Consider the following 25,330-nt stretch of genomic DNA (forward strand, 5'->3'; position numbering starts at 1 on the left):
GGCAGAAGTTGCAAATCTGTTTCAATCGTTTCACAGAACCTTTCAGCCTTTGAAAAGAGTGATGGAAAGTGATTTTTATTCGGTAATTATCTTCTACTTTTGTTTGTATACAACGCGAAATTATGGGAAAACGCATTTTTATATATGTCTTTTGGCTACTCCTTTTTTGCATGATGTCGGGGCAGGTAATAGGGCAGAATAAGTCGGTAGAATCCCATAGCCATACTTGTAAAACGGTGCTGGCGTTAAAAAATAATTTGCTTTACGACCTGGCCTTGGCTCCGAACATAGAAGTGGAGCTGCCATTGGGAAAGAGGTGGTCTTTGAATGTTGAGTACAAATGCCCTTGGTGGTCTGACAGCGGATGTAATTTCTGCTATCAGCTCCTTTCGGGAGGGACAGAGGCGCGTTACTGGTTGGGAAACCGCCATACGCGCGGAAGATTGTCCGGACACTTCCTGGGAGCATATGCCGAAGGAGGTACCTATGATTTTCAGTTGAAAAAGGAGAAGGGATACCGGGGGAAGTATTACGCAGCTGCAGGAATAACTTATGGATACGTGCGTCCACTGGCTCGGCATCTGGCGATTGAATTCAGTGTGGGCATTGGATACTTGGATACGGAGTACAGGAAATATACTTCTTATGGAAATGACTTGGTTTGGGTCAGCAGTGGAAAGTATCACTTTATCGGGCCGACAAAAGCAAAAATTTCTTTGGTGTGGCTTCTAACGTCGGGGAGATGAGTGGTATGAAAGATGCACGGCATATGATTCTCTGGCTGTTCTTCGGGCTGTTGCCAATGCTGGGAAGCTGTGACTTCCGCGATATGCTGGATGATTATCCCGTTAGCGGAGTACAGATTAAACTGGATTGGAAAGGGGTGACGGATAAGCTGCCGCAGACCATGCGGATTATCTTCTATCCGAAAGATACTCAAGGGAGAAAGGTTGAAAGTTATCTGCCTGCCGGAGGGGGTGAGGTGAAGGTACCGCCGGGGAAGTATGCGGTGGTGGCCTATAACTTCAATACGGAGAGTATACAGATACGGGGCGACGAGAGTTATGAGACGATTGAGGCTTTTACGGGACACTGTACGGGGCTGGATGTACACGAAGATATGGTTTGGTCGCCCGACCCTTTGTATGTGGTGGCTTTGGACGAGGTGGAAATAAGGCAGAGTGATGTGGCGCTTCCGTTGGACTGGAAGCCGGAAGCGGTAGTGGACCATTATTCCTTTGATATAAAGGTGGAAGGATGGGATAGAATATCGAGCATCATCTGCCATGTGGACGGCTTGAACGGAAGTTACTTTATAGGCAACCGTGCTTGCCATTTGAGCGAGGTACCTATATGTGTGGATACAAAGCGTGAAAACGGGCTTTTATGGGGGTATTTCTCCAGTTTTGTATTACTGAAAGATACCAAGACCCGTGCGGATAGTCCTATGTTGCTGACACTGAAGATTGTGAAACGAGATAAAACGGTTCAAGAGGTGAAGGTGGATATCACGGAAGTGATTGAAACAGCTCCTCCCTCGGGAGGAGGCGAAGAAGAACCTGATGTGGGCGTTCCTGGGTCGGAAATCCATATCGAGGTTCCCGTACCGGAGGACAAGGTTGTGGTGGATGATTTGGAACCGGGAACCGATGAAGGAGATGGAGGGATTGGTGGCGATGTGGATGATTGGGATGATGAGACGGATGTGGAGCTACCGGTGAATTGATAGCAAACAGACAAATAAATATATTAACTTTAATAACAGACAATTATGAAGAAGGTTTTATTTTTGGCTTTGGCTGCAGCAGCAGTAATGAGTTGCTCGGAAAGTGAGGAGATAGAGAATGCCGGACAAAAGGCGGAGATTAAATTGGGAACAGTAGTGGGTAACACTACGAGAGCCACAGTGACTGATTTGCCGGAATTGCAGAAGGTAGGGTTCACTGTGTATGCTTATAATACGGGAGCAACAACAATGGCCTCCGTTGCGACTTTTGATGCAATGAAGGAATTCATGGCAGCTGTTAAGGTAACTTATAGTGCTCCCGACTGGAGTTTGACTGGGGGAACATATTATTGGCCAATGACGGATAACTTGCAGTTCTTTGCTTACGGGAATCCGGGTACCGGGGCCTTGACGTACAATCAACCGGCTGCTGGTGCTATATATCCTTCCATTACTTATACGGTAGCGGATGTAGCTGCCCAAACGGACTTGGTAGCCGCGAAAGCGACGGATGCAACCAAGGCATCAAATGCCAGTGGGGTATCTTTGAAATTCGGCCATATACTGACCCAAATAAATTTCACTGTCAAGGCAGCCGACGCTTTGACTTATAAACTGAAAACACTTACAATATCCGGTGTGCACAATAAAGGAACTTATGGTTTTGATGATTCAACATGGAAGTCACAGGAAGGAACAGCCACTTATGCACATACGATTGACGATGGTGCATTGGAAGTGAATACAACGGGTGTGGAAGTGAATACAGCCTGGATGTTGATGCCCCAGACGTTGGATACGAACGCCAAAATCAATGTTGTCTATGACATCTATGAGAAAGACGTTCTTCTTGATACTGTAACTTCCGCCATTGACTTGAATGATACACAAGCCTGGGGTGAAGGCAAAAAGATACGTTATACGCTGACGCTGGCCAATAAGGCGGCAAAAGTAACCTTTGTACCTGAAGTTGGTCCATGGAGTACGGCTGATGATACGAACGTGGAAAAATAAAACGGCACTGTCCGCAATAAAAAACTGAATTACTTCTATTTTATTCATTCCCCGAAACTTCTTTATGAAAGTTTTCGGGGAATGTTTCTTTTATGAGTATTATTTATCTATTTTTGTCACTGCAACAAACAAATCTACTTGCCGATGCCCAACTCTTCTGCTTGCAGAGGTAAAAAACAATGCGCTCAATGTCCCAAGGCTGTGGACAATGCAATAATATATGCTTCCCACCTCAGAGGATTCCATCTGCCGGCGCGAAAGTGTGAGGAAAATATTATAATTTTCCTGCTGAAAGGAGAAGTGCTTGTCAACAGTAAGGAGTATGCGGGAACTGTGTTGCATGCAGGTGAGTTCATCCTTCAAGCTATTGGTTCCAAGTACGAAATACTTGCCATGACGGATGTGGAATGCGTTTGTTACCGGTTCAGTAAGCCTGAATTCTTCTGTGAGGACCGGTATAACCATATTATGAAAGAGGTTACCCCTCCATTGATATTCTATCCTTTGACCATTACTCCCGAGTTGCAGCTCTTTCTGGAAAGTTCCAAGGCCTATTTGTCCGAGGAGAAGATTTGCCGGGAAATGCTTTGTTTCAAACGGAAAGAACTTGCTTTCATTCTTGGAAATTACTACTCCGACTATGAGCTTTCCATGCTGATACATTCTCTTGCCCAGTATACTAATTCCTTCCACTACTTTGTCTTGCAGAATCATGCCAAAGTCAAGACGGTAGAGGAACTTGCCCAGTTGGGAGGATATACAGTAGCTACTTTCCGGCGTATATTCAATTCTGTTTTTCATCAACCGGTGTACGAGTGGATGATGGAACGGAGGAAGGAAAGCGTGGTTTATGAACTTCGTTATACGGATGCTTCTATATCAGAGATTTGCTATAAATATGGCTTTGAATCGCTGCCTCATTTTTCCAATTTCTGCAAAAAGAATTTCGGGGCTTCTCCCCGTAGCTTGCGTGCCGGCAATTTATCTGAAGTAAACGGCATGTCATAAAAAAACTCCTCCGGCGGTTTCCCGGCAGAGGAGTCTCTTGTGATATTAATCAAATATAGTGAAAGCTGAGTGATAAATCTGAGCTTGCTCAAAAGGTTTATCCGAAGCGCATCCTATATTATTTGCAGAAAGACCGGATTAGTCTTTCAGTTTCGCAATGATAAAGTCGCGGTTCAGGCGAGCAATGTTGCTGATGGAAACATTCTTCGGGCATTCAGCTTCGCACGCACGAGTGTTTGTACAGTTACCGAAACCGAGTTCGTCCATCTTGCTCAACATAGCCTTGGCACGGCGCAATGCTTCCGGTTTGCCTTGGGGCAACAGGTTCAGCTGGCTCACCTTGGCAGAAACGAACAGCATAGCAGAACCATTCTTACAAGCAGCCACACAAGCACCACAACCGATACAGCTGGCAGCATCCATAGCCTCGTCAGCGATGGGCTTCGGAATCAGGATAGCGTTGGCATCCTGGGGAGCACCGGTACGTACGCTGACGTAGCCGCCTGCCTGCATAATCTTGTCGTAGGCCGTACGGTCGACCATCAAGTCCTTGATAACCGGGAAACCGGCAGAGCGCCACGGTTCAACAGTGATGGTATCGCCGTCGTTGAAACGACGCATATAAATCTGGCAAGTCGTAGCGCCGGTTGCAGGACCGTGGGGATGTCCGTTGATGTAGAGCGAACACATACCGCAGATACCTTCGCGGCAGTCGTGGTCGAATACAACCGGTTCTTTACCTTCAGAAATCAGCTGTTCGTTCAAGATATCCAGCATTTCGAGGAATGAAGTATCGCCCGGGATATCTTTCATTTGGTATGTTTCAAAAGCGCCTTTTGCTTTCGGACCCTTCTGGCGCCATACCTTGAGCGTAAATGATATATTTTTATCCATTTTCTTTAATTCTTTAAATGTTCAACTTCCCGATTAGCTCTTGTAGTTACGAGTCTGTACCTTGATTGCTTCGTAAACCAGCGGCTCTTTCAGCAATACCGGTTCCTTTTCGTCAGAACCCTGATATTCCCAGCAAGCCACGTAGAAGTAGTTTTCATCGTCACGCTTGGCTTCGCCTTCTTCAGTCTGATATTCTTCACGGAAGTGACCGCCGCAGCTTTCGTTACGGTTCAGTGCATCGTAAGCAACCAGCTCGCCCATAGTGATGAAGTCGTACAGACGGATAGCCTTGTCGAGTTCTACATTCATACCTTCCTTGTCGCCCGGGATGAACAGTTCTTTCTCGAACTCCTTGCGGACTTCTTTCAGCTTCTTCAGACCTTCCTTCAAGCCTTCGGCCGTACGTCCCATACCTACATATTCCCACATAATGTGGCCCAGTTCCTTGTGGATAGAGTCTACAGACTTCTTACCCTTGATGTTCATCATCCAGTCAATCTTCTCCTGAACGGCCTTTTCTGCAGCTGCAAATTCGGGCAGGTCGGTAGAGAAACGGGGAACTGTAATCTGGTCGGCCAGATAGTTCTGGATAGTGTAAGGCAATACGAAGTAACCATCGGCCAGACCTTGCATCAGGGCGGAAGCACCGAGGCGGTTTGCACCGTGGTCGGAGAAGTTACATTCACCGATGGCGAACAGTCCCTTGATGGAGGTCATCAGTTCGTAGTCAACCCAGATACCACCCATGGTATAGTGGATAGCCGGATAAATCATCATCGGGTTTTCGTATGGGCTGACATCAGTGATTTCTTCATACATATCGAAGAGGTTGCCGTAACGTTGTGCAACGACATCTTTACCCAGACGGTTGATAGCTTCGGAGAAGTCAAGGAATACGGCAAGACCGGTGTTGTTCACGCCGAAGCCCTTGTCGCAGCGTTCTTTGGCAGCGCGGCTGGCAACGTCACGCGGAACGAGGTTACCGAATGCCGGATAACGGCGTTCCAGGTAGTAGTCGCGGTCTTCCTCGGGAATATCTTTTCCTTGCAGTGTACCTTCCTGCAGTTTCTTGGCATCTTCCAGCTTCTTCGGAACCCAGATACGACCATCGTTACGCAGAGATTCGGACATCAAAGTCAGCTTAGACTGCTTGTCACCGTGAACCGGGATACAAGTGGGGTGAATCTGTACGTAAGCAGGGTTGGCAAACCAGGCACCTTTACGGTAGCAAGCCATTGCTGCAGAGCAGTTACATGCCATTGCATTGGTAGAAAGGAAGTAGGCATTGCCGTAACCACCGGTAGCGATTACCACAGCGTGGGCGGCAAAACGTTCCAATTTACCGGTAACGAGGTTCTTTGCAATGATACCGCGGGCACGTCCGTCAATGAGGACAACGTCTTCCATTTCGTAGCGGGTATACAGTTTCACAGTGCCTACGTTCACCTGGCGGCTCAATGCAGAGTATGCACCCAGCAACAGCTGCTGTCCGGTCTGACCCTTGGCATAGAAAGTACGGGATACCTGAGCACCACCGAAAGAACGGTTGTCCAGTGTACCGCCGTATTCGCGGGCGAAAGGAACACCTTGTGCAACGCATTGGTCGATAATATTGTTGGATACTTCAGCCAGACGGTAAACGTTGGCTTCGCGGGCACGGTAGTCGCCACCCTTTACTGTATCGTAGAACAGACGGTATACAGAGTCACCGTCGTTTTGGTAATTCTTAGCAGCATTGATACCACCTTGTGCAGCGATGGAGTGTGCACGGCGCGGAGAGTCCTGGATGCAGAAGTTGAATACTCTGAAACCCATTTCGCCCAGAGAGGCGGCAGCACTGGCACCGGCAAGTCCGGTTCCTACTACGATGATGTCCAGACGACGTTTGTTGGCAGGGTTTACTAATTTTTGGTGAGCCTTATAATTGGTCCATTTCTCAGCCACCGGTCCTTCCGGTATTTTAGAATCTATCTTAGTCATAATGCAATTTACAATTTAGTCATTTACAATTTGAATTTAGCAAGCGCCGCACAATGATTTTGCAAAGAATACGACAACTACCAGAGCGAAGCAGAGGACAACGATAGTAGAATAGATGTTGGAGATACATTTCCAACGGTTAATCCATACTTTGTTGTTCCAGCCCAAAGACTGCATGGAGCTCCAGAAACCGTGAGTGAGGTGGAACCACAATGCGCCCAGCCAAACAAGGTAAAGCACTACGAATACCGGATTGCTGAAGGTGTTCTGAATGTGATAGACACCGTTGGCTGCATATGCCAGCGTGAGGGTGTCAGCATGCATGCCCATGTTGTGCATCAACTCGGGAAGCTGCATTTTAGCCCAGAAGTTTACCAGGTGCAGGCCCAAACCCACGATTACGATGATACCCAGTACGAGCATGTTTTGAGAAGCCCATTCCACAGTCTTGGGCTTTTCCGTAACGGCATAGCGTTCGCTACCACGTGCCTTACGGTTCTGCATAGTCAGCCAGAAAGCGTAGATGATGTGGATGATGAATAAGGCAGCCAGACCTACCGTAGCCACCAATGCGTACCAGTTTGCTCCCAGGAACTCACAAACCATGTTGTAGCCATTAGCCGAGACTAATGCAACCAGGTTCATCGCCATGTGAAATGTCAGAAACAGGACAAGGGCGATACCGGTAACGCTCATCACCACTTTCCTTCCTACAGATGAATTACTTAACCACATAAATGATTGAATTTAAGTTATTTAATAGTTTGAAAATTTGTTCTATCAGGATACTTCTGTAAATGTTTCGCAAAAATAGGAGAAATCCAGCGATAAAGCAAGCGATTAAAGAAATAATTCCGTAATCCGGCAGAATGCGAAGTTTACGGACAAGTAAAAGGTTTACTCGTCCTCCTGGTCTTTGCCTTGCTCTTTGCAGATAATGGAAATCTTTTCTCCGTTTGCTGAACGTTTTCTCAGGGCGCGGGGCGTGTCTCCGAAAGAGTCTTTGCAGAAGTGGGCAAAGTGGGATAGGGAATCAAAGCCATAGCGGGCGCTGATGACTGAAATGCGTTGTTTGGTGTATTGCAGGTCGTTCAGAATTCCTTCACGTTTCTTGTCCAGAATCCATTCATAGACCGGGACCCCATACATATTTTTAAACAGACGGCGGAATGTGGTGGTGGTATATCCACCGAGGTGGGCAAACTCTTCCACATTCTTCACCTTGTCGTAGTTCTGCATGACGAAATATTGGAAGCTTTCCGTATAAGTGCTGATGGGATAGAAGAATGTACTGATTTGGTGTAGCGGATAGTAGCATGTCAATATGTATACCAATTCCTGGCATTTCATTTCAATGTATTTGCTGCACGCATAGGGTTGCTCGTTGAGGTAGCAGGCAAGGCTTTTCAGGAGCCCTTCGAGCATGGAAATCGCGGTAAGCGGGGTATAAGTCAAGGGGGCTTCCGAGCGTTTCAGTATCTCCTTGTAGCGCTCTTCGCAAATCAGAGGAAGCTCGGTGAACCAATACACAATATATTCCACTTCGGTCAAAGCCAGGAGTTCTACTTTGGAGCCGATGGCTTGCAAGATGAGCTGGCGGCTTTGGAGAGTGGTGCCCGGATATTCGTCACTGTTTACAAGTAATTCACCTTTCAGCATAAATATCATGCTGTTCTGTGTGCACTTTTCAGCAGAGAAATGTTGTCCCTTGGGGTAGTGGCGGTAAACCAATACTCCTTCTGATTTTTGGGGACATACCATACAATCAATCTGTCGGTTGCAGCAAGTTTCCAGTCTCATGAAATGATTAGCGAATTATTATAAATGTGGCAACAAAGATAGAATTTTTTTGTGAAAACTCTATCTATTTGTCCTATCTTTGCGTCAAACTAATATAAAGGACTTATGAAAAAGGCTATTTTTTTTGTATATTTTATCTACCTTGTTGTATCCGGTCTTTCGGCACAGAATTGGGATATTAACACTTTGCACCGGGTTAACAGTTGGGATGGCAAGTTTGTCCGTAACTATAATAAGATAATTTCACGTTCGGAGCCCTATGTTGCTGTCGGTGTTCCGGTGGCGATGGCGGTTGCCGCTTGGATAAAACATGATAAGGGTTTGCTGAAAGATGCGGTCTACGTAGGTACAAGTGTAGCGGGGGCTTTTGTTGTGACTTATGGAATGAAATATCTGGTGGACCGTGAGCGTCCTTATGATAAATATCCCGACAGAGTGCATGCATATAGCCATGAAGGCAGCCCGTCTTTTCCTTCCGGACATACGGCGACGGCTTTTGCCCTTGCCACCTCGCTCAGTGTAAAGTATCCTAAATGGTATGTGATAGCTCCGTCTGCCCTGTGGGCTTGTTCCGTGGGAGTTTCCCGTATGAACGAGGGAGTGCATTATCCGTCAGATGTGTTGGCGGGGGCTGCAATCGGTGCTGGATGTGCTGTGGTCAACATCTACGTCAACAAGTGGCTGAATAAGTGGCTGTTCGGAGAATGATTTTAGGCGCGAATTACGCGGAATACGCGGAGTTAGATAAACTAAATCCGCATAATCCGCGCCTAAGTTTGTTTCAAGTCGGCTATTGGATAATAGTGCTGTAGATGCCTTCGTTCAGCACTTTTAGAGCTTGCTGCACGCTCTGGTTCGTGCTGTTCATCACCTGGAAGTATTCGTTCATGTCCCATAGGTCACGGGCTATCAAGGCTTTAAGTTGTGTCTTGATGAGCGGTAGGGATTGGTTGTACTGTTTCTCGTCAAACTTGATTTTCTCTTTGTCGGCAAGCGTACGTATTTCGGCAAGGAAGTTATCGTCTATCTCGAACTTCTCGTTGAAGGCTTCGAATTTCTTGTATTTGTTCTGCAACTCCTTCCGGTGCTTCTCGATGTAGCCGGTAGTGGCTTTGATAACCACGCCTTTGGCTACGAGGTTGCGGTGATAGTCTGTGTACTGGGTAGTGTCGATGGGGACGAAGAAGTCGGGCATGATACCTCCACCTCCGTAAACGGTACGTCCCATACGCTTGGTCTGTGCTTTCAGGGAGTCGGCAAAATGGATACTGTCCGCATGAATCATTTCTCCATGATTGAAGCGGTCTATCAGTTCCTGGTTATACTTATCCTGACTGTTCTCGCCGGTTAGGCGGCCGTCGAGGTTGGCGGTGCTGTCGTAAGGCTTCTGGATACAACGGCCCGAAGGAGTATAGTAGCGGGCGATAGTGAGGCGAATCATGGAACCGTCCGGCAGGTCGATAGGACGCTGTACTAATCCCTTGCCGAAGGTGCGGCGTCCTACTACCACGCCTCTGTCCCAGTCCTGGATGGCTCCGGTCACGATTTCACTGGCAGAAGCGGAGTACTCGTCCACCAATATGATGAGACGGCCGTTCTTGAAGTTGCCCGTACCTTTGGCAAAGAAATCACTGCGGCGTGCGGCTCTTCCTTCGGTGTAGACGATGAGTTCTTTTTGCTTCAGAAATTCGTTGGCAAGGTCGATGGCGGCATTCAGATACCCTCCTCCATTTCCTTGCAGGTCGAGGATGAGGTCTTTCATTCCTTTCTTTTGCAGGCTTTTCAGGGCTTCTGCAAACTCTTCGGCGGTGGTTGCCCCGAAGCGGTTGATACGGATATAGCCGGTTTTGGGTTGTATCATGTAAGATGCGTCCAGGCTGAGGATGGGAATTTTGTCACGCTTCACGGTGAAGTACAGCTGGTCGTCCACGCCACGGCGCACGATGGTGAGTTTCACTTCCGAGTCTTTCGGTCCGCGCAGGCGGCTCATAATATCTTCCGTGCTCATTTTTACTCCGGCAATGGCGCTGTCATTGACGGCTACGATACGGTCGCCGGCAAGGATGCCCACCTTCTCGGAAGGTCCGTTGCTCACGGGTTGTATCACAAGCAGGGTATCTTCTATCATCTGAAACTGTACGCCGATGCCCTCGAAATTGCCTTGCAACGGCTCGTTCATCTTCTTCACTTCTTCGGCGTTGTTGTAGGTGGAGTGCGGGTCGAGTTGTGCCAGCATCTTGATGATGGCTTCTTCCACCAGCTTGTCTTCATCCACCTTGTCCACATAAAGGTTGGTGATGGCAAACTCTGCCATTTGCAGTTTGCGCAGGGCTTCATTGTTCGGCTTTTGCGCTTGCGCCGTCACCGCGCATATACATATTATAATAGTAAATAGTTTTTTCATCATTTCCATTTTAATCCCTAATCCTTTATCCTTAATCCCTAATCTCCATTCCCTCCGGTATGAACATGCTTATGTCCTTGCCGTATTGCAGCAGTTCGCGCACGGTGGTGGAACTGACGCAGGTAAGTTCCGGCTCGGTGAAGAGCAGGATGGTTTCTATGCCGGTCAGTTTGCGGTTGATGTCGGCAATGGTTTCCTCGTATTCGAAATCCTTCACGGTGCGTATGCCGCGTATTATCAGACTGGCATCTACCTGCCGGGCAAAGTCGATAGTCAGGCAGTCATAGGACTGCACAATGATGCGCGGCTCGTTCCGGTAGTAGTCTCGTATCATTTGTTCGCGCTTTTCCAAGGGGAAATACGTATTCTTATTTTCATTGATGCCGATGCCTATGACGATTTCGTCTATAAAAGTCAGTGCACGGCTCACTACCGAAGAGTGTCCGATAGTAAACGGGTCGAATGTTCCCGGAAAGATAGCTCTTCTCATGATGCCAAATCTTCTTCTATAACCAAGTTGTTGATAATAAAGTTTTGTCGTTCCATGGTATTCTTACCCATGTAGAATTCCAGCAGCTCTTTTACGAGGTCTGTCTTGCGCAGGGACACTTGTTCCAGACGCATATCCTTGCCGATAAAATGCTTGAACTCGTCGGGCGAGATTTCTCCCAGACCTTTGAATCGGGTGATTTCGGGGTTGGGACCCAGTTCTTCAATGGCTTTCACACGTTCCTCCTCTGTATAGCAATAACTTGTCTTCTTTTTGTTGCGCACGCGGAAGAGAGGGGTTTGCAGGATATATACATGCCCTTTCTTTATCAGGTCGGGGAAGAACTGCAGGAAGAAGGTGATGATGAGCAGGCGGATGTGCATGCCGTCCACATCGGCATCGGTAGCTACGATGACTTTGTTGTAGCGCAGTGTCTCTATGCCGTCTTCTATATTCAAGGCTGCTTGAAGCAAGTTGAATTCTTCGTTTTCATAAACTACTTTCTTGGTGAGTCCGTAGGAATTTAGCGGTTTACCACGCAGGCTGAATACTGCTTGGGTATTCACGTCGCGGCTCTTGGTGATGGAACCGCTGGCGGAGTCTCCCTCGGTAATGAAGATGCAGGATTCGGTTTCCTGGTCTTTGCCTTTACCGTCACTCAAGTGGTAGCGGCAGTCGCGCAGCTTGCGGTTGTGCAGGTTGGCTTTCTTGGCGCGTTCGCGTGCCAGCTTGGTGACGCCGGCAATGGCTTTGCGCTCTTTCTCGGAGTCTTGTATCTTTTGCAGCATCACTTCGGCCACAAGCGGGTTCTTGTGGAGGTAGTTGTCCACTTCCGTCTTGATGAAGTCTCCTACGTATTTGTTCACCGTGGGGCCGGCGGGCTTGTGTTCCTGCGGCGCGGCAGGCCACATGTTGTTGCTGCCCAGTTTCGTTTTGGTCTGGCTCTCGAACATGGGTTCCTCCACGTCGATGGCAATGGCGGCTACCAGTCCGTTGCGGATGTCGGCATATTCCTGGTTCTTGTTGTAGAACTCCTTGATGGTACGGGCAATGTGTTCCTTCAAGGCAGTCTGGTGTGTGCCGCCTTGGGTGGTGTGTTGCCCGTTGACAAAGGAGTAGTACTCTTCGCCGTATTGGTTGGTGTGTGTGAAGGCAATCTCGATGTCCTCTCCTTTCAGGTGGATGATGTCGTAAAGGCCTTCGCTGGTCATGTTGTCTTTCAGCAAGTCCTCCAGCCCGTGGCGGGAAACGATGCGCTGGCCGTTGTAAATGAAGGTGAGGCCCGTATTCAGGTAGGTGTAGTTGCGCAGCAGGGTTTCTACGAACTGGTTCTGGAAGGAATAGTTCAGGAAGAGTGTGGCGTCCGGTTCGAAGAAGATATAGGTTCCGCTTTCTTCTGTCGAGTCTTCGGTCACATCACTCAACAGCGTTCCTTTCTCGAAGATGGCGGTACGTACTTTGCCGTCGCGGTAACTGCGTACCTCGAAACGGCTACTCAGCGCATTGACCGCCTTGATGCCCACGCCGTTCAGTCCGACACTTTTCTTGAAAGCCTTCGAGTCATATTTACCCCCGGTATTCAGTTTGCTGACCGCCTCTACCAGTTTGCCTTGCGGAATGCCTCGTCCATAGTCGCGTACGCTGACACGCAGACTGTCTTCTATAGTCACTTCTATACGCTTTCCGGCACCCATCTTGAACTCGTCGATGCTGTTGTCCATCACTTCTTTCAGCAACACATAGATGCCGTCATCGTTCTGTGAGCCGTCGCCCAGACGGCCTATGTACATACCGGAACGGACACGGATATGCTCCATGTCGTCCAGGTGGCGGATGTTGTCGTCGGTATATTCCACGCTGGAAACGGGGCTCTCTGTGATATTGTTGTCTGCTTCTTCCAGCGGCAGGGTCATATTGTTGTTATCTTCCATAAGTACGTTATTCCTTCATATTGCGCATTGCGACAAAGGTAATGAGAAATTCGGGGGTTCGCAAAAAAATAATGTCTTTTATGGACTTCTGACAAGCTTATATTCTGGATTTAGAACTTATTTTATTCCTTTCACAAAGCATCTTCTCCGTTTATGCTGTTCCGTCTTGAAGTACTCCCACTGCGCTTGCACCTTGCCGTTCAGCTCCAGCTCCGGATTACTCTCGGCATACTCGAAACCAAGTTGCTGATAGACGGGGATAAGGTCGGAGAACAACAATGCATTTACCCCCTTGTTCTGATACTCCGGTTTCACGGCAACCAGCAGCAAATCGAGCATCTTGGGATATTTCTTCAAGAAGATGGTCTTGGCCAGGTGATACCAACCCATAGGAAGCAGGCGCCCGTGGGCTTTTTGCAACGCTTCGGCGAGTGACGGCATGGAAATGCCTACGGCAAGCAGCTGGTCATCGGCATCGGTAATCAATGTCACCATGCGTAGGTCGAGGATGGGCAGGTACATCTTGACGTATTGGTCAATCTGCCGTTGGCTCAGTGCAGAATAGCCATAGAGTGGCTGATAGGCTTCGTTCATCAGTTCGAAGATGGCCTGACCGTAGTCTTGGGCAATCTTCTTGGCAGATGTGTATTTCTTTACCTTGAGGTTATACTTGCGCTGGATGAGGTCGGAGATGCGCTTGTGCTTGTCGGGTATGGCGTCGGGAATGTAGATTTTGTACTCCACCCAATCGGCATCCTTCTCAAAGCCCATGCGTTCCAGATGTTGCGGATAGTAGGGATAGTTATAAATGGTGGCCATGGTGCTGAGCTGGTCGAATCCTTCGATGAGCATACCTTCGGCATCGAAATCTGTGAATCCCAGCGGGCCTTGTATATGTGTCATTCCCCGTTCTTTTCCCCATTCTTCCACGGTGCGAATCAGGGCATCGGAGACTTCCGCATCATCGATGAAGTCTATCCAGCCGAAGCGGACTTCCTTTTTGTTCCAGGTTTGGTTTGCCTTGTGGTTGATGATGGCAGCTACACGTCCTACGATTTTACCTTCCCGATAAGCCAGGAAATAGTCGGCTTCACAAAATTCGAATGCAGCGTTTTTCTTCTTGTTGAAGGTGTTGAGCATGTCATCGAAAAGGTCGGGGACGGAATAAGGGTTGTTTTTGTATAGCAGGTAGTTGAAACGGATAAAGCGCTCCAGTTCCCGTCTTGTGGTTACTTTCTTGATTGTAATTGCCATAGTTGTTCAATATTGAGACCACAAAGGTAATGCAAACTGAGAGCAGAACAAAATAAGCTTGCTTATTTTTTATGCCGAGGTACAGCTTGCCTTATTTAAAAATACGTGATAATCTTTAAAATACCGCGTAGGGTGTTTGTAAATTTGCTGTTAGAGGTTGTATATCAGTACCGCTGTGTAGGCAATGTAGCAGAGAATCAGAATGCTTCCTTCCACCCGGGTGATGATGCGTTTCCCGAAAAAGATACCGAACAGCCAAAGCAGGATGCTGGACCCTACGAGTACCCACAAATCGAAATTGGTGATGCCCGTCAGACGCAGTGGAGTGATGGAGGCCGAACAACCCAGTACGAAGAATATATTGAAGAGATTACTTCCGATGACGTTTCCGATGGCTATTTCGGGGTTTTTCTTCAAGGCGGCTACGATGGAGGTGGCGAGTTCGGGCAGTGAAGTGCCGCCTGCTACGAGCGTCAGCCCGATGATGGATTCGCTGACACCCAATCCGCGGGCTATGCCGCTGGCACCGTCTACAAAGAAATTACCTCCGATGATGAGGCCGGCAAGTCCGCCGAGAATGTATAGGGCGGACTTCCACGCGGGTAACAGCCTGATTTCGTCTTCTTCCTGTAAGTACTCCTTTTCCGGTTCCTTCATACTTCCATCCCTTTTTGCAATGGCAAAAGTATAACTCAGAAAAATGGTAAAGAAGCATAGCAGCAATAGGCCGTCGGTGATGCTGAGTATGTTCTCCCCACTGCTGTCCAGTAAGACGTCGTTGGCACAAATCAGCAGGGCGAAGGATGAAAGGATGCAAAGGGGTATTTCGCGTTTCAGTGTGTTACGGGTAATGGCTATCGGGGCAAAAAGGGCCGTACAACCCACAATCATCAGGGTATTGAACGTATTGCTTCCCACCACATTGCCAATGGCAATGTCTGCACTGCCTTTTAGGGCAGAGGATATGCTGACGGTGAGTTCCGGTGCGGAAGTGCCGAAGGCAACAATGGTGAGCCCGATGACGATGGACGGTATGTGGAAACGTTTGGCAACGGATGCGGCACCGTCTGTCAAGCCATTGGCACCCAGAAGAATGAGGAGCAGTCCTCCGACAAGAAACAATATATCCATAGGTATGTCAATTTTGAGTACAAAGATAATGCAAACCGGATACAGAACTTTCATGTTTGCATGAAAAAGTTATGTTGATTAGGATAGGAAGTTAAAAACATTCCGTATGTTTGAAGCATTTATTGGGTATATTTGCATAATTAAAGAATCAAATCAAGAAGTTTATATATGAAGGTTATCCGTGCTTTCTGTCTTTGTTGGCTGTTGATGCTGGCAGACGGAGTGTCAGCTCAGTTGGTAGATAAAGTGCTCAGTGTTTTAGGTGAGGATAGTGTGGGGAGTGTCACAGTGGCAAGGACTGACTCCGATTCGATTCAGTTGTCGCTTGTCCGGCAGGAGTTGGAAACAGCCCGGCTGAATGAGGCGAACCTGCGGATGGAAATGGAGCAGATGAAGTTGGCGGGCTATGCGGCCGATTCGGTGAAGCTGGCATTGCAGAAACAACGCATTGATTCGTTGCGGACGGTGACACCGGGTATTCCGGTGGTGGTGGAGAAGGACACTTTGTTCTATCTGTATGCCAAGCGTGGAGGGCATACGCCCCAACAGCGAGCCAAAGATGTAAGCAACGTCATCGAAGCATTGGGCACGCGTTTCAATCTGCGTCCGGACTCTGTTTATTTAGAGAGTACGGATATTGTTACAGACTTGATGTATGGCGAAAAGGTCATCATTTCCTTTACCGATCAGGATGCTTTGTGGGAAAACTGTACCCGCGACCAGCTGGCCGCCAGCAAGAGGCATGTCGTGGTGGACAAACTGAAAGCCATGCAGAAGGAGCATAGCTTGTGGCAGTTGGGTAAGCGTATCTTGTACTTTATCCTGGTGCTTGTGGGACAGTTCTTCTTGTTCAAGTTTACCAACTGGCTGTTCAGAAAACTCAAACTACGCATTCAGAAGCTGAAGGATACCAAGCTGAAACCGATCTCTATTCAGGATTATGAATTGCTGGATACGCAGAAGCAGGTCAACCTGCTGGTGTTTGTTGCCAACCTGGTGCGTTATGTAGTCATGCTGTTGCAGTTGCTGCTGACGGTTCCGTTATTATTCTCCATTTTCCCTCAGACCAAGAGCTTGGCTTATACATTATTCTCCTACATCTGGAATCCTATAAAGGTCATCTTGAATGGAATAGCCGACTATATACCCAATCTGTTCACTATCTTTGTGATATGCTATGCGGTGAAGTATCTGGTCAGACTGGTGCGTTATCTTGCCAATGAGGTGCAGGCTGAACGGCTGAAGATAAACGGCTTCTATCCGGATTGGGCCATTCCTACCTATCATATTGTGCGCTTCTTGCTTTATGCGTTTATGATTGCCATGATTTACCCTTATCTGCCGGGTTCCAAGTCGGGAGTCTTCCAGGGAATCTCCGTGTTTGTCGGCTTGATTGTTTCGCTCGGTTCCAGTACGGTTATCGGCAATATCATTGCAGGACTGGTCATAACCTACATGCGGCCTTTCAAGCTGGGTGACCGCATCAAGCTGAACGATACTACGGGCAACATCATTGAGAAAACACCGCTCGTCACCCGCATCCGTACTCCGAAGAATGAGGTGGTGACCATTCCGAACTCTTTCATCATGTCTTCCCATACGGTCAATTACAGCCAGTCTGCCCGTGAGTATGGATTGATTATCCATTCGGAGGTCAGTATTGGCTACGATGTTCCGTGGCGGAAGACACATCAGCTGTTGATAGAGGCTGCATTGAATACTCCTGGAGTGATAGATGATCCCCGTCCGTTTGTATTGGAGACTTCCCTTCAGGATTATTATCCGGTTTATCAAGTGAATGCCTATATCAGGGATGCCAACAGCCTTAGCCAGATTTACTCTGATTTGCATCAGAATATCCAGGATGCCTTCAACGAAGCAGGCATCGAAATCATGTCTCCTCACTACATAGCTACGCGTGACGGCAGTGAGACGACCATACCCAAGGATGACTTACGGGAGAAAAAGCAGTAAGGGGGCCGGTTATCGTGCCAGTAAAATCTCTGCAAACGGTACGTAGAACATAAACATCCTCCATTCCTTTGTCTGGAAATCATAAGTTTCGATGAAGTCGCCTTCACGATAGCCTGCAAACTGCACGTAGAGTTTCCTTGTCTGCCCGTCCTTGGAGTAGTACATGGCAGCGGAGCGTACGGCGTTGGGGTAGGTGGCGAAAGGCTCTTTCAAGTTTCCGGCAGTAGTATCCCATAAGCAGAATTGCGTATCTCCACCATTGGCACGGGAAACGATATAGCCTCCTTTGCATTGCAGGCTGTTTGGGTTTTCGGGGGATGGTTCCATAATCCGGAAAGGTATCAAGGCTTCGGCTTTGATGGGGTCGTAGCAGTGCATCTTTTCTTTGGCGATGTCTATCACGACGGGCGAGAAGGTGTCGTCGCCGTTGTTGGCCGAGAGCAGCATGTGGACGTCGGCTATCACGCCCGGATAGCGTGAGAGGGATTCGGGCTTCAGTCCATCCGGTAATGGTATTTCGGGAGTATGTATCGGTGGCATATTCAACCGGGTATATACCGGATAAGAGATGCTACAGTAGGTGAGGAGCTTATCTCCGGCCATTTCCAGGGAAACAGTGTTGTTGAAGTCCGAGCAGATGGTAATTGCGTTACGTTCTACCGGGTTACACCAATAGTGCATGCAGAGGTCGTATCCATCGATGAAACTACTGCCGTCTTTCTCCCGTATCCCGCAGAGGATGTTGGTGCCGGGGATGTTGGCGGCAAGGTGGAAATCTTCGTCGTCATGGAACTGGATTACTTCCGATATTTCTTGTGTTACCAGGTCGATACGGGTGATGCCGCGGGGAACGGTCGGTGTGTAAATGGCGTGGGAGTTGGTGATACCGTAGAGATATGGTTCTTCGGGGGATTGTCCGTCGGCTACCGAAATCTGGCCGAGAGGCTGAAGCTGTCCTGCCCGTTCCAGGAACATTTCTACCCGTGAGGCGGGCCAGTGTCCGGGGGCAAGGAAAGTAATGCTGTTGGTGGTTTGCTCCGTGGTAACGGCGCGTGTGTAGCGTGAATACCCTTCGGGAAAGAGAGGATTGTCGGCTATCGGCCAGTAGATGTCCAATATGATTTGGTCGCCGCTCTGCAAGCCGTCGGCTTTGACGGTCACGGCATCACCGGGATTGAAGGTCTTTCCGGCATCGGATATGGTGATATTGGTCACAAAAGCGGGTTGTTTCTCTTTGTCGTCATCACTGCAAGCGGCAAGTAGCAGGCTGATTAGTAGCAGGAAGTGTATCTTCTTCATCATAGTTATGTATTGACAAATGCAAATATAGGGCTTTTTCTTGTATTCCTGCGGATAGGCTTTGTTTTTGTCGTATGAGATGGAAAAATCCTCCTACGAAACATGGTCTTTTGCTTCGTGGGAGGAAAGTGGTTGTTCGGCAGGGCTTCGGGGGAATGCGCCTGCTTGCGTGCCGGCTTGGATTATTTGCTGCGCGTCACCGTGTGCAATACATTCCCTTTCTTGTCAATCATGCGCAGTTCCAGTGTCTTTTTGCTGGCCGATACAATGGAGAAACCCGGTTCGGGGCTGCAGAATACGGTCCCTTCGATGGGCTTCACCTTGCGGGCGAGCGAACCGGCAGAATTGGTGATATAGTCGATGTCGCTGCCTGCCACGCGTACGTGCTGGAAGTTGTGGATGTGCCCGCAGATGTACATATCCACCTTGTGCTTGCGCAGGATGGGATCGAGACGTGCCTGCATATCCGCGCGTTCGCTCTCGTCCTTCGGGGTTTCGGCATAGATGGGATGGTGTCCGGCAACGATAACCCAGTCCTCTTTGGCGGCAGTCAGTACGGAATCTATCCAGGAAAGTTGTTGCTGGTAATCCTGCTTGCAGGCATCGGGATAGGTCTCGCTGTCGTTGCGGTATTTGTCAATCATCGGGGCGGTGTCTACCCAAAGGATGCGGATGGTAGCGCCGTTGTCCTCGAACGTCTTGGTGTAATAACGGGCGGGCATGGTCCAGCGGCGGCTGATATTACTATAGTCGAGCACAGCCTGCGTATTACCGCGGTATTCGTGGTTGCCCAGCAGGGGAAACCAGTCTATCATCAGCTCCGGGTGGCTGTAAATAAGTTCGTAGTTGGTCATCCAAAGCGGGTCGTTCACGCTACGTACGCCTTCAAAGTGGTGTACATCGCCGGTGGCAAGTACGAATTCGGGGTCTGCGCCGTTCTCTGCCATCTGTCCCATCAGTTCGGCGATGGGCTTTTGGTCGTAGTAGCCGTTACGGCCGAGGTCGTTGGCTACGTAGAAGTTGAACTTCTTGTCGAAGATGGAGTAATCGGTGATTTGGGCAATGGCTGCGTTGCCGAGTAGGGCAATAAACAGTAAAAGGAATATTTTCTTCATTGTCATTATTAAATTGTTGAGTAGTTAATGTTGATAACTTGTTGAGATAGAATTCGCTGTTTAAAAATTAATCTTCACTCCCGCATTCACTTTCACGCCGTAGTATTCTGCCTGCATGGTACGGTCTTTTGTGCCCTGGTAGTAGCGTAGCGGCTGGTTCAGCAGGTTGTTGGCTTCGGCGTAGAAGGTAGTCTTGAACTTCTTTCCGAAGGTATAGCTGGCGTTTACGTCCATATAGTTCACCTTGTCGTAATAGCGGTCGTAGAAGGTGCTTTCTCCCATTTCGTCGATGAAATCGGAAGCGAAGTTATAGCTCAGGCGCAGATTCAGACCGCCTTTCTCAAAGTATAGGGAAGCATTTGCGGTATGCTCCGGAGAGCCTGGCATGCTCAAGTCTTTCTCATTCTCGCGACCTTCGAAGTTGAAGTCTTCCACACGGGAGTGGGTGTAGGTGTACGTTCCGTAGAAACCTACACATTTCAGAGCGGGAGCAATGAAGCTGAAGTCGCGCTGGTAGGATAACTCTACCCCTACCAGGTTGGCGTTGCCCGCATTCTTGGGTTGGGTGAAGCGGGTGTAGGTGTTACCCTGGTATTCGTAGTTGGTGCTCACCTGGTCTACGATGAAGTCGTCTATCTTCTTGTAGAAGATGCCGGCGCTTATCAGACCGATGCTGCGGAAGTAGTAGTCGGCACTCAAGTCGAAGTTGTAGGAGACGGTAGGTTTCAGCTCCGGGTTTCCGATGGTGATTTCGTTGTCGGAACGCTTGATGTTCACACTGGGCACGAGGGCCGAGTATTTGGGGCGTGACAAGGTTTGGGTAAACGAACCGCGCACTTTGAAGTCATCGTTTACATTCCACTTTACGAGCAGCGACGGCAGGAAGTTGATGTAGCTGTTGCGCTGACGGTCGGTCTTGCTGGTGAGGTCTTCGTCGGCATCGTAGGTGCGTCCCGTATAGGCAAGGTTGGTGTTCTCTATGCGAAGTCCGGTCATCAGTTCCACGTCTTTTGTCAGTTTTTGGTCGAAGCGGAGGTAGCCGGAAGTCACGGTTTCGCGGGCGTTGAAGTTTCCGGCAAGTTCTTCCTGCACCTGCTCTTTCTCGAAGAGGGAAGCGTTGTTCAAGTCTAAAGAGCCGGTGTATTCCTTGCTGGCGTAGATGCCTGCCTGGTATTTGTTGTTGGGCATGAAGTTCTTGTTGGTCTGGTCCACTGTATTTGCTAGGCTGTTCGTCATGAAGGCATCCTCGTCCAGAGGAGAGTATTCGTAGAAGTCCACTTCTTTATCCTTGGTCTTGCGCACTACCTTTGCGCCGAACTTCAGCTTGTTGCCGTTCTTGAAGGGAAGTTTGAAGTTGGCGGAGAACTTCAGGTCCTGCTCCTTGATGTCTTCCTGCTGTTCCGTCAGCTCTTTCAGGCTGAATTCATCGTTCAATGTCATGGTAGAGCCTGTTTTGGGGCTGGCAAAGGGTTGGCGTTCGTCGCTCAGGTCCATGTCGAACTTCTGTTTCTTCAGTTGGAAGTCGATGTAGCGTTCGTTGGGACGTTCTTCGCTGGCTTTGGCATAGCTGGCGTGCCAGTCCATGGAGAGGGCGCCGAAGAGGTGTTCGCCGCCGAGGGCAAAGTCCATGGTGCGCTGGCGTTCCAGGCGGGCGTTACGGTTGTCCGGCGTACCGGCTTTGGTCTGTATGCGTACGGTGGCGTTACCGTCGGGGTCAAGGTCTTTCAGCGTGGTACGGTAGCGGTTCTCCCAGTCGTTGCGGTTGTTGAAGATGCCTTTGAAGGTCAGTTTGTGGTTGGCATTGATGTCCCAGTCCAGTGCGGCGGAGTAGCTTTGGCGTTCGCGGGTGACGTAGTATTGGCGGATTTGGTAGTCGTTGACGTACGTCTTGCCGTTGTCATCCTGCTCCCATACAAATTCGGTGTCGTAGGAACCGGAAGGTGAGTTCTGATAGGAGGCCGATACAATCAAGCCGAGTTTGTCGTTGAAGAAGCGGTCGCCGTAGGTGAAGCCAAGGTTCAGTTGCGCCTTTTCGCTCACCCAGTTGTAGCCGGTTCCGGCGGTGGCGGCAATGGTACGCTTGTAGGGGGAGTTCTTGGTGACGAGGTTGATGCTGCCGCCGATGGCGTCGCCGTCCATATCGGCGGTTACTACCTTGTTCACTTCGATGGTCTGAATCATGTCTGCCGGAATGAGGTCGAGCTGTACGTTGCGCGTATCGCCTTCGGCAGAGGGAACGCGGTTGCCGTTGATGGTGACGGAGCTGAGGTCGGCACTCGTGCCCCGCACTTGCCCGAAGCGTGCCTCGCCTTGGTCGTACTGCACGTTGATGCCGGAGATGCGTTTAAGGGCGTCACCGATGTTGGAGTCGGGGAACTTGCCTACCTGGTCGGCAGAGACTACATTCGTAATCCCCATGTTGTTTTTCTGTGAGTTGATGGCACGGCGCTGTCCCTGGAAGGCGCCGCCTACCACCACTTCCTGCAACTCCACGCCTTCGTTCAGTACGACGTCTTTTTCCAGTGTACGGCCTGCGGGGATGGTGATTTTCAGTTCTACGGGAGAGTAGCCCACGTAGCTCACCTTTACTGTATAGGTTCCCGGGTCAAGGTTAGAGAAAGTGTAGAAGCCGTTGACGTCGCTCGTCACGCCAGTGTGTAGTTTCTCGATGTAGATGGATGCGCCCGGGAGAGTTTGTTTAGTGGCGTCGATGATGCGTCCACGTACAGTTCCTTGTTTCGTGACATTTGCTTTTTCGTCGGCAATGGCCGTATTGACGGTGGCGGTGAATAGGAGTAAGAATAAGAATGCTCTCAAAATCTGTTTCATACTTGTTATTATCTGTTAATAATCTGCCGCAAAAGTAGAGGGTTGCCGTTACGTGGAGGTTGCGGAGCGTTGAAGAACAGATAACGATTCAGTTACAATGAGGTTACATAAATTCTTGGAGGTAGTACCTTTTCGGCGGTATCTCCCTTTGCCGTCATCTGGCAGACTGATGCTAAAGATGCACGAGATGTGCATCTCGGACTGTATGAGATGTACATCTCGAGCAACATGAGATGTACATCTCGTGCAGGGGAAGGTATAGGGGTTGGTGTCTTATCCCGTAGCCTGGCAGCGGATAAGTACCTTCTTCTCGTCTGCCAGAGTAGTGGCAAAGAGATAAGTGCCTCCCCCTTCGGCCAATTTCAGTCGTTTGCGCAGTTCGGCCACGGTGGCGGGGAAGTTGCGCACGGTGAGGTTCGCCTTTTTCTCGGCAGCCAGCATCTCTTTCACTTCTTTCTTGCCGAAGCCGCAGGAGGAGGTAATCCGGAACTTGCGGCCGGGGAAGTCCGGCAGGAAGTGGTCCGAGGTGTAGAGGTGGCTGTTGGGATGCAGTTTTTCCACCTTATACAATGAGGAGAGGCTGCGGAATGCACCGGCTTTCAGCACGGAGGCATTCGGTTCGTAGAGGTATGATTTCAGTTGAGGGGTGTAGGGGCATGCACGCTCCTTCTCCTGCCGGCGGGTGAAGACGAGGGCTTGGGGAGCCGGTACACCGGTGAAGTTGACGCAATGAATGGGGATGTCGTCTGCCGGCACTCCTTCGCCTTGTCCCAGCAAGAGCAGCAGTTCCTTGCATTCGTTGCCCACGGAGACGATGTGTGCCTGGTGGACATGCTTCAAATCGTTCAGGGCAAGGGTGAGGTCGAGCATGGGGGAGAGTTTTACCAGTACGTGTCTTGCCTTGCGCAGCAGCAGTTCTTCGAGGGCGGCTATATCGGGTTCGCAGTTGCCGATGGCTACGGTCTTTCCACCGTGTCCGTCGCGGCGGGCAGGGTCTATGAATATACAGTCCACGGGCTCCATCTCTTGCAGATGGCAGACGCTGTCTGCGTGGCAGACGGAGATGTGGTTCAGGCCGAGGACAAGGAAGTTGTGTGCGGCTATCTGGCAGAGGGTTTCCTGGCGCTCGACGTAAGTGGCATGCCCGAAGCGGGAGGAGAGATAGGCGCAGTCGATGCCGAAACCTCCGGTGAGGTCGGTAAAGGTGCCGGCTGATGCGGGGGTACTGTTCTGCGCGGGATGTTCTTGTTCTGTATGTAGCAGGTTAGTTATAATCTCCGCTTTATACTGTGCCGTTGTTTGGGAGGAGCATTGTTCCAGAGAAAGGTGGGCGGGGTAGAGTATATGCTCGTTCTCGGCCCATGCGGGTATCTTCTCTTTGGCAATCTGCCAGCCGGAAATCTGTGTGATGGCGGCGGGCATGTCTACCGAAGGGTAGCGGCGTGCCTGCAAGGCAAGGCTGCGCACGTCGTCGCGGCGATGCTCGCGGATGAAGCGGAGGGTGTCTTGGGATAAAGGCATGGCTTGGCTTATTTATTCTGATGCAAAGTTATCTCAAAAAGGACAAAGTGGGGCATAAATTCGCAGCTTTCTGTCTGATTATTTTTCAGACAAAGATGACGCTGATAATACAGATTAAGAATATTAAAAATCCGCGTCATCTGCGTCAAAGCGATAGCAAATTTAAGTTTCCGAACAAGCTGGGGGTGAGAGTTAAGGGATGACCCGGTATCGCTCCTTTGCCGTCTGCCTGCTGACGCGGTTGAAGTGCCACCATTCGCTGGGTAGCGGGTGGAATCCGGCTTCTTTCATTACCTGCCGGAGCAGCAGCCGGTTTTCACGTTCTTGTTCCGTCAGCTTGCCTTGTGCCACGAGCACGGCTTCTTCTGTGATGTGGGCTTCCCTGCCCAGATGGTCTACCGGGGTGCCCATGGGCAGAGGGGTTCCTTTATCGTCGAGTATGCTGATGTCCACTGCCAACCCGTAGTTGTGCAGGCCGCCGCCGCGTGAGGGGTTGGAGACATAGATGTATTTGGAGGTTCCTTTCACTACGTTCCACATCTTCTGCTGTACGGACAAGGGGCGCGCTGCGTCGTAGACGATAAGGCTGTAGCCGGGGTACTGTTCTTTCAGCAGGCGTTGTGCCCGCTTCAGGCTTTTCATGGCATCGGGGTGCAGGTAGGCTTCTTTCAGGTCTTCGTACAATAGGGTTCCGGTGAAATTGTCGGCACGGGTGTACATCAAGTCGATGGCGATGCTGCTGTCCGCTTCGGCGATGCTGACGAAACCGAGGGAGTCCAGGTAGCGGGCTGTTCGGCTTTTGGCCGGAGCCGGAGGGACGGGTGCCGCTATGGTGTCGGCGTACGGGATGGTGGTCTCCGTATCCGGGTCTTGTGTCTGCTTTGGCGCTTGTTTTCTGCTACAACCGCATAGTGAGCAGCCAAGCAGCAGATATAACAAGTAAAAGAAATATCGTTCCAT

Annotated in this window: 19 protein-coding genes and 1 pseudogene; 6 read left to right on the forward strand and 14 right to left on the reverse strand. The window is 49.6% G+C overall.

The annotated features are described in order from the left end of the window. Positions 1-206 precede the first annotated feature (206 nt). The 4 genes and pseudogenes from DW096_RS17250 to DW096_RS17265 form a co-directional block, all read left to right on the forward strand. Positions 207-746, forward strand: a pseudogene (locus DW096_RS17250) (DUF3575 domain-containing protein); the annotation flags it as partial. Continuing rightward, positions 722-1,726, forward strand: a complete 1,005-nt coding sequence (locus DW096_RS17255) for a DUF5119 domain-containing protein (protein ID WP_016272286.1) — start codon at positions 722-724, stop codon at positions 1,724-1,726. The pseudogene DW096_RS17250 and the gene DW096_RS17255, both read left to right, overlap by 25 nt. 45 nt (positions 1,727-1,771) lie before the next feature. After that, a complete protein-coding gene (locus DW096_RS17260; protein WP_022400961.1) occupies positions 1,772-2,740 on the forward strand; it encodes a fimbrillin family protein in 969 nt (322 codons plus the stop codon). A 144-nt stretch (positions 2,741-2,884) separates the two neighbouring features. Further along, the gene (locus DW096_RS17265; protein ID WP_117703902.1) at positions 2,885-3,748 is read left to right on the forward strand and encodes an AraC family transcriptional regulator; all 864 of its coding nucleotides are present in this window, start codon (positions 2,885-2,887) and stop codon (positions 3,746-3,748) included. Positions 3,749-3,886: 138 nt separating this feature from the next. Here the strand turns inward: DW096_RS17265 and DW096_RS17270 are convergent, their stop codons facing one another. From DW096_RS17270 to DW096_RS17285, 4 genes are all read right to left on the reverse strand, one after another. Continuing rightward, the gene (locus DW096_RS17270) at positions 3,887-4,642 is read right to left on the reverse strand and encodes a succinate dehydrogenase/fumarate reductase iron-sulfur subunit (RefSeq protein WP_005830925.1); all 756 of its coding nucleotides are present in this window, start codon (positions 4,640-4,642) and stop codon (positions 3,887-3,889) included. 33 nt (positions 4,643-4,675) lie between these two features. Continuing rightward, positions 4,676-6,622 carry a fumarate reductase/succinate dehydrogenase flavoprotein subunit gene (locus DW096_RS17275; RefSeq protein WP_005830924.1) on the reverse strand — a complete coding sequence of 649 codons (1,947 nt, stop codon included), beginning with the start codon at positions 6,620-6,622 and terminating at the stop codon, positions 4,676-4,678. Positions 6,623-6,658: 36 nt separating this feature from the next. Beyond that, positions 6,659-7,357 (reverse strand): succinate dehydrogenase/fumarate reductase cytochrome b subunit, encoded by a 699-nt coding sequence (locus tag DW096_RS17280; protein ID WP_005830923.1) that lies wholly within the window; start codon positions 7,355-7,357, stop codon positions 6,659-6,661. A 162-nt stretch (positions 7,358-7,519) separates the two neighbouring features. Then, entirely contained in the window at positions 7,520-8,422 is a 903-nt protein-coding gene (locus tag DW096_RS17285) for an AraC family transcriptional regulator (RefSeq protein ID WP_022400963.1), read from the reverse strand. A 105-nt stretch (positions 8,423-8,527) separates the two neighbouring features. Here DW096_RS17285 and DW096_RS17290 point away from each other — a divergent pair, with 105 nt between their 5' ends. Beyond that, positions 8,528-9,130, forward strand: coding sequence for a phosphatase PAP2 family protein (locus DW096_RS17290; RefSeq protein WP_118274672.1), 603 nt, complete (start codon positions 8,528-8,530; stop codon positions 9,128-9,130). Between the two features lie 82 nt (positions 9,131-9,212). On the opposite strand, the gene DW096_RS17295 is transcribed toward DW096_RS17290, so the two are convergent. From DW096_RS17295 to DW096_RS17315, 5 genes are all read right to left on the reverse strand, one after another. Next, on the reverse strand, positions 9,213-10,826 hold the full coding sequence (locus DW096_RS17295) for a S41 family peptidase (protein WP_034529349.1): 1,614 nt from the start codon (positions 10,824-10,826) through the stop codon (positions 9,213-9,215). A gap of 31 nt (positions 10,827-10,857) precedes the next feature. Next, a complete protein-coding gene (gene coaD / locus DW096_RS17300; RefSeq protein ID WP_005830918.1) occupies positions 10,858-11,316 on the reverse strand; it encodes a pantetheine-phosphate adenylyltransferase in 459 nt (152 codons plus the stop codon). Further along, a complete protein-coding gene (locus tag DW096_RS17305) occupies positions 11,313-13,247 on the reverse strand; it encodes a DNA topoisomerase IV subunit B (RefSeq protein WP_005830915.1) in 1,935 nt (644 codons plus the stop codon). The genes coaD and DW096_RS17305 overlap by 4 nt, the downstream gene beginning before the upstream one ends. Before the next feature lie 117 nt (positions 13,248-13,364). Beyond that, positions 13,365-14,501: a hypothetical protein gene (locus DW096_RS17310; RefSeq protein ID WP_005830912.1), complete on the reverse strand. Its 1,137-nt coding sequence runs from the start codon at positions 14,499-14,501 to the stop codon at positions 13,365-13,367. A 150-nt stretch (positions 14,502-14,651) separates the two neighbouring features. Next, on the reverse strand, positions 14,652-15,632 hold the full coding sequence (locus DW096_RS17315; protein ID WP_117887742.1) for a calcium/sodium antiporter: 981 nt from the start codon (positions 15,630-15,632) through the stop codon (positions 14,652-14,654). Positions 15,633-15,800: 168 nt separating this feature from the next. On the opposite strand from DW096_RS17315, the gene DW096_RS17320 reads away from it, so the two are divergent. Further along, positions 15,801-17,606 carry a mechanosensitive ion channel family protein gene (locus DW096_RS17320; RefSeq protein ID WP_005830910.1) on the forward strand — a complete coding sequence of 602 codons (1,806 nt, stop codon included), beginning with the start codon at positions 15,801-15,803 and terminating at the stop codon, positions 17,604-17,606. 9 nt (positions 17,607-17,615) lie between these two features. Here the strand turns inward: DW096_RS17320 and DW096_RS17325 are convergent, their stop codons facing one another. The 5 genes from DW096_RS17325 to DW096_RS17350 form a co-directional block, all read right to left on the reverse strand. Continuing rightward, entirely contained in the window at positions 17,616-18,908 is a 1,293-nt protein-coding gene (locus DW096_RS17325) for a WD40-like domain containing protein (protein ID WP_005830909.1), read from the reverse strand. Between the two features lie 179 nt (positions 18,909-19,087). Next, a complete protein-coding gene (locus DW096_RS17330) occupies positions 19,088-20,020 on the reverse strand; it encodes a metallophosphoesterase (protein ID WP_165853729.1) in 933 nt (310 codons plus the stop codon). Between the two features lie 60 nt (positions 20,021-20,080). Further along, complete coding sequence (locus tag DW096_RS17335) at positions 20,081-22,849, reverse strand: TonB-dependent receptor (protein WP_005834321.1); 2,769 nt, start codon at positions 22,847-22,849, stop codon at positions 20,081-20,083. 273 nt (positions 22,850-23,122) lie between these two features. Beyond that, positions 23,123-24,370, reverse strand: a complete 1,248-nt coding sequence (locus DW096_RS17340) for an SAM-dependent methyltransferase (RefSeq protein WP_022400967.1) — start codon at positions 24,368-24,370, stop codon at positions 23,123-23,125. 192 nt (positions 24,371-24,562) lie between these two features. Then, the gene (locus tag DW096_RS17350; protein WP_022400968.1) at positions 24,563-25,330 is read right to left on the reverse strand and encodes a M15 family metallopeptidase; all 768 of its coding nucleotides are present in this window, start codon (positions 25,328-25,330) and stop codon (positions 24,563-24,565) included.

Origin of the sequence: Bacteroides sp. AM07-18, from assembly GCF_003602695.1 — a bacterium.
Lineage (GTDB): Bacteria > Bacteroidota > Bacteroidia > Bacteroidales > Bacteroidaceae > Bacteroides > Bacteroides uniformis.

What these genes read in the sequence shown, in the direction of transcription:
- DW096_RS17260 (WP_022400961.1), top strand. Translation starts at nt 1,772, where the DNA reads ATGAAGAAGGTTTTATTTTTGGCTTTGGCTGCAGCAGCAGTAATGAGT.
- DW096_RS17265 (WP_117703902.1), top strand. Translation starts at nt 2,885, where the DNA reads ATGCCCAACTCTTCTGCTTGCAGAGGTAAAAAACAATGCGCTCAATGT.
- DW096_RS17270 (WP_005830925.1), bottom strand. Translation starts at nt 4,642, where the DNA reads ATGGATAAAAATATATCATTTACGCTCAAGGTATGGCGCCAGAAGGGT.
- DW096_RS17275 (WP_005830924.1), bottom strand. Translation starts at nt 6,622, where the DNA reads ATGACTAAGATAGATTCTAAAATACCGGAAGGACCGGTGGCTGAGAAA.
- DW096_RS17280 (WP_005830923.1), bottom strand. Translation starts at nt 7,357, where the DNA reads ATGTGGTTAAGTAATTCATCTGTAGGAAGGAAAGTGGTGATGAGCGTT.
- DW096_RS17285 (WP_022400963.1), bottom strand. Translation starts at nt 8,422, where the DNA reads ATGAGACTGGAAACTTGCTGCAACCGACAGATTGATTGTATGGTATGT.
- DW096_RS17290 (WP_118274672.1), top strand. Translation starts at nt 8,528, where the DNA reads ATGAAAAAGGCTATTTTTTTTGTATATTTTATCTACCTTGTTGTATCC.
- DW096_RS17295 (WP_034529349.1), bottom strand. Translation starts at nt 10,826, where the DNA reads ATGAAAAAACTATTTACTATTATAATATGTATATGCGCGGTGACGGCG.
- coaD (WP_005830918.1), bottom strand. Translation starts at nt 11,316, where the DNA reads ATGAGAAGAGCTATCTTTCCGGGAACATTCGACCCGTTTACTATCGGA.
- DW096_RS17305 (WP_005830915.1), bottom strand. Translation starts at nt 13,247, where the DNA reads ATGGAAGATAACAACAATATGACCCTGCCGCTGGAAGAAGCAGACAAC.
- DW096_RS17310 (WP_005830912.1), bottom strand. Translation starts at nt 14,501, where the DNA reads ATGGCAATTACAATCAAGAAAGTAACCACAAGACGGGAACTGGAGCGC.
- DW096_RS17315 (WP_117887742.1), bottom strand. Translation starts at nt 15,632, where the DNA reads ATGGATATATTGTTTCTTGTCGGAGGACTGCTCCTCATTCTTCTGGGT.
- DW096_RS17320 (WP_005830910.1), top strand. Translation starts at nt 15,801, where the DNA reads ATGAAGGTTATCCGTGCTTTCTGTCTTTGTTGGCTGTTGATGCTGGCA.
- DW096_RS17325 (WP_005830909.1), bottom strand. Translation starts at nt 18,908, where the DNA reads ATGATGAAGAAGATACACTTCCTGCTACTAATCAGCCTGCTACTTGCC.
- DW096_RS17330 (WP_165853729.1), bottom strand. Translation starts at nt 20,020, where the DNA reads ATGAAGAAAATATTCCTTTTACTGTTTATTGCCCTACTCGGCAACGCA.
- DW096_RS17335 (WP_005834321.1), bottom strand. Translation starts at nt 22,849, where the DNA reads ATGAAACAGATTTTGAGAGCATTCTTATTCTTACTCCTATTCACCGCC.
- DW096_RS17340 (WP_022400967.1), bottom strand. Translation starts at nt 24,370, where the DNA reads ATGCCTTTATCCCAAGACACCCTCCGCTTCATCCGCGAGCATCGCCGC.
- DW096_RS17350 (WP_022400968.1), bottom strand. Translation starts at nt 25,330, where the DNA reads ATGGAACGATATTTCTTTTACTTGTTATATCTGCTGCTTGGCTGCTCA.